General features: G+C 71.8%; 3 protein-coding genes. 2 read left to right on the forward strand and 1 reads right to left on the reverse strand.

Annotated features, from left to right (window positions below; genetic code table 11):
* A partial coding sequence (locus E1258_RS35270; RefSeq protein ID WP_165949950.1) for a glycogen/starch synthase occupies positions 1-262 on the reverse strand: 262 nt, incomplete at its 3' end.
* Positions 263-583: 321 nt separating this feature from the next.
* On the opposite strand from E1258_RS35270, the gene glgX reads away from it, so the two are divergent.
* The gene (gene glgX, locus E1258_RS30800) at positions 584-2,704 is read left to right on the forward strand and encodes a glycogen debranching protein GlgX (RefSeq protein ID WP_132407290.1); all 2,121 of its coding nucleotides are present in this window, start codon (positions 584-586) and stop codon (positions 2,702-2,704) included.
* 4 nt (positions 2,705-2,708) lie between these two features.
* A partial coding sequence (locus E1258_RS30805) for an alpha-amylase family glycosyl hydrolase (protein ID WP_243715794.1) occupies positions 2,709-3,919 on the forward strand: 1,211 nt, incomplete at its 3' end.

The following is a 3,919-nucleotide window of genomic DNA, read 5'->3' on the forward strand; positions in this document are numbered from 1 at the left end:
GGGGTGCGCCCTCGGCGTGGCGGGTGACGACGGTGACCTCGTGGCCGGCGGCGGCGAGGGCGACGGAGAGGGCGTGCACGTGGCGGCCGAGGCCGCCGACGAGCACCGGCGGATACTCCCAGGAGAGCATGAGGATGCGGCGGGTCTGCGGGGGCACCCCGGACCCGGCGGGGTGCGGGGTCTGGGACCGTGAGGTGGTGCTGGGCCGGCAGGTCCGGTCCGTGGCGGTGGCGGTCTGCTCGCCGGCCCGCAGGGTCGTCACATCGAACTCCGTCCGTGCAGGGTGGAACGCGCCGGCAACGATGGCGGCGTGACGGGTCATGGTGGGGATGGCCGAGGGCCGAGCGAGAACGCGCGTTTCCGCACGCCCCGCATCAAGGAAAGGGCATCCAGGCCCGAACCGCATCTTGAGAGGGCCTAAGGTGACGGATACCACCCAAAGGTCCCGGCCGGTGTCAGGTGGGTGGAATCGGTTACGGCACCAACGGGTGGATTGGGTCGACCGACGGCGGGGCATTAGCGGCGTGCGCACCCGGCGGGCCCGCCCGTCCAGGGCGATCATCACCATGGGCTGAGGAGCGACATGCAGGTCTGGCCGGGCGAGCGGTACCCGCTGGGGGCGACCCACGACGGGATGGGCACCAACTTCGCGATCTTCTCCGAGGTGGCCGAGCGGATCGAACTCTGCCTGTTCGACGAGTGGGACACCGGCGCGGAGCGTCGCGTCGAGTTGCGCGAGGTCGACGCCTACGTCTGGCACTGCTACCTGCCCGGCATCGAGCCGGGGCAGCGGTACGGCTACCGCGTCCACGGCCCGTGGGACCCGGCGAACGGGCTCCGCTGCAACCCGAACAAGCTGTTGCTCGACCCGTACGCCAAGGCCGTCGACGGTGACGTCGAGTGGGACTCGGCCGTCTACGACTACGAGGTGGGCGGCGACCCCGACCGGATGTCGGAGACCGACTCGGCCCCGTTCGTGCCCAAGTCGGTGGTGGTGAACCCGTACTTCGACTGGGGCAACGACCGGCCGCCGCGCACCCCGTACCACCACTCGGTGATCTACGAGGTGCACGTGCGGGGGCTGACCATGCGCCACCCCGGCGTCCCGGAGGAACTGCGCGGCACGTACGCGGCCATCGCCTCCCCGGTCATGATCGACTACTTCCGGCGGCTCGGGATCACCGCCGTGGAGCTGATGCCGGTGCACCAGTTCGTGCACGACCACCGCCTCGCCGACCTGGGGCTGCGCAACTACTGGGGCTACAACACGATCGGCTTCTTCGCCCCGCACCACGGGTACGCGGCGCTTGGCGGCCTCGGCCAGCAGGTGCAGGAGTTCCGGGGCATGGTCAAGGCGCTGCACGCCGCCGGCATCGAGATCATCCTCGACGTGGTCTACAACCACACCGCCGAGGGCAACCACCTCGGCCCGACGCTGAGCTTCAAGGGCGTCGACAACCCCAGCTACTACCGGCTGTCGGAGTCCGACCGGCGGTACTTCGTCGACTACACCGGCACCGGCAACAGCCTCAACGTGCGCAGCCCCCACTCGCTCCAGTTGATTATGGATTCGTTGCGCTACTGGGTGACCGAGATGCACGTCGACGGCTTCCGGTTCGACCTCGCCGCCACCCTGGCCCGCGAGTTCTACGAGGTCGACCGGCTGTCCACCTTCTTCGAGGTGGTCCAGCAGGACCCGGTGGTCAGCCAGGTCAAGCTGATCGCCGAGCCGTGGGACGTCGGCCCCGGCGGCTACCAGGTGGGCAACTTCCCGCCGGTGTGGACCGAGTGGAACGGCAAGTACCGCGACACGGTGCGCGACTTCTGGCGCGGCGAGCCCGCCACCCTCGCCGAGTTCGCCTCCCGGATCTGCGGCTCCGCCGACCTCTACCAGGACGACGGCCGCCGCCCCTTCCACAGCATCAACTTCGTCACCTGCCACGACGGGTTCACCCTCAACGACCTGGTGTCGTACAACGACAAACACAACGAGGCCAACGGCGAGGACAACCGCGACGGCGAGGGCCACAACCGGTCCTGGAACTGCGGCGTCGAGGGGGAGACCGACGACCAGGGTGTACTGGCTCTGCGCCAGCGGCAGCGGCGCAACTTCCTGGCCACCCTGATCCTCTCCCAGGGCGTGCCGATGATCGGCCACGGCGACGAGCTGGGCCGCACCCAGCGCGGCAACAACAACGCGTACTGCCAGGACAGCGAGCTAACCTGGGTCGACTGGGACAGCGCCGACGAGCCCCTGCTGGACTTCGTCCGGCGGCTGGTCGACTTCCGCCGCGGCCACCAGGTGTTCCGCCGCCGCCGGTTCTTCACCGGCCTGCCCGTCGGGGGCCGGGCCGCCGGCTCGGGCCTGCCCGACCTGGCCTGGTACACCCCCGACGGCCGGGAGATGACCGGCGAGGACTGGGGCAACGACTTCGGCCGCTCGGTGGCCCTGTTCGTCAACGGCGACGGCATCCCCGAACGCGGCAAGTACGGCCAGCGCCACCACGACTCCTCGTTCGTGCTCTGCTTCAACGCCCACGACGCCGCGCTGGAGTTCAAACTGCCCGGCGAGGAGTTCGGCCGACGCTGGACACTGGTGATCAGCACCGCGGACCCGAACCCGGAGAAGCCGACCCTCGTCGAGGCGGGCGGCGCGATCTGCGTGCCCGACCGCTGCCTGGTTGTCCTGGAGAGGACGGTCTGAGGCGATGCCCCACACCCCCGACGACAAGCACATCCCCGTCGCCGGCCACGGCACCGACGACAGCACCGGCACCGCCGCTCGGGTCGGAGCGACCTACCGGGTGCAGGTCCGCCCCGGCTTCGACCTCGACGCCACCGCCGGCCTCGCCGGCTACCTGGCCGACCTCGGCGTCACCCACCTCTACAGCGCCCCGCTGCTCACCGGCACCCCCGGCTCCCAGCACGGCTACGACGTGGTCGACCACCGGGCGGTCAACCCCGAGCTGGGCGGCGAGGCCGCCCGGGTCCGGCTGGTCCGGGCCCTGCGCGCCGCCGGGCTCGGCCTGGTCGTCGACATCGTCCCCAACCACGCCGGGGTGACCCGGCCGGCGGCCAACCCCGCCTGGTGGGACGTGCTGCGACACGGCCGGGCCTCGACGTACGCGAAGTGGTTCGACATCGACTGGGACCGCGGCAGGCTGCTGCTGCCCGTGCTCGCCGACACCCCCGACGCCCTCGACGACCTGAAGATCGCCGACGGGGAGCTGCGCTACCACGAGCACCGCTTCCCGATCGCCGACGGCACCGGCGACGGCAGCCCCCGCCAGGTGCACGACCGGCAGCACTACGAGCTGGTCTCCTGGCGGCGCGGCGACCGCGAGCTGACGTACCGCCGGTTCTTCGCCGTCTCCGGCCTCGCCGGCCTGCGCGTGGAGGACCCGGAGGTCTTCGCGGCCACGCACGCGGAGGTCCTGCGGTGGGCGGCGGCCGGCGAGGTCGACGGCATCCGCGTCGACCACCCCGACGGGCTGCGCGACCCCGCCGGCTACCTGGCCCGGCTGCGCGCCGCCGCGCCCGACGTGTGGCTGCTGGTGGAGAAGATCCTGGAGTACGGCGAGGAACTGCCCGACTGGCCGGTGGACGGCACCACCGGCTACGACGCTCTCGCGCCCATCTGTGGCCTGTTCGTCGACGGCGACGCCGAGGCCGACTTCACCGCCCTGGACGCCCGGCTCACCGGCCGGCACACCTCCTGGCAGGACCTCACCCACGACACCAAGCTGGCGGCGGCCACCCGGCTGCTCGCCGCCGAGCTGACCCGGCTCGCCGCCCTCGCGCCCGAGCTGGCACCCGACGAGGCCCGCGCGGCCCTGGCGGAGCTGGCGGCGTGCTTCCCGGTCTACCGGGGTTACCCGCCGCACGGTACCCGGCACCTCGCCGCCGCCCGCGCCGAGGC

The sequence above is a fragment of the Micromonospora sp. KC207 genome (genome assembly GCF_004348615.1).
In the GTDB taxonomy this organism is placed as follows: domain Bacteria; phylum Actinomycetota; class Actinomycetes; order Mycobacteriales; family Micromonosporaceae; genus Micromonospora.

Excerpts from the sequence above, each read along its gene's own strand:
- glgX (WP_132407290.1), top strand. The coding sequence starts at position 584 with ATGCAGGTCTGGCCGGGCGAGCGGTACCCGCTGGGGGCGACCCACGAC.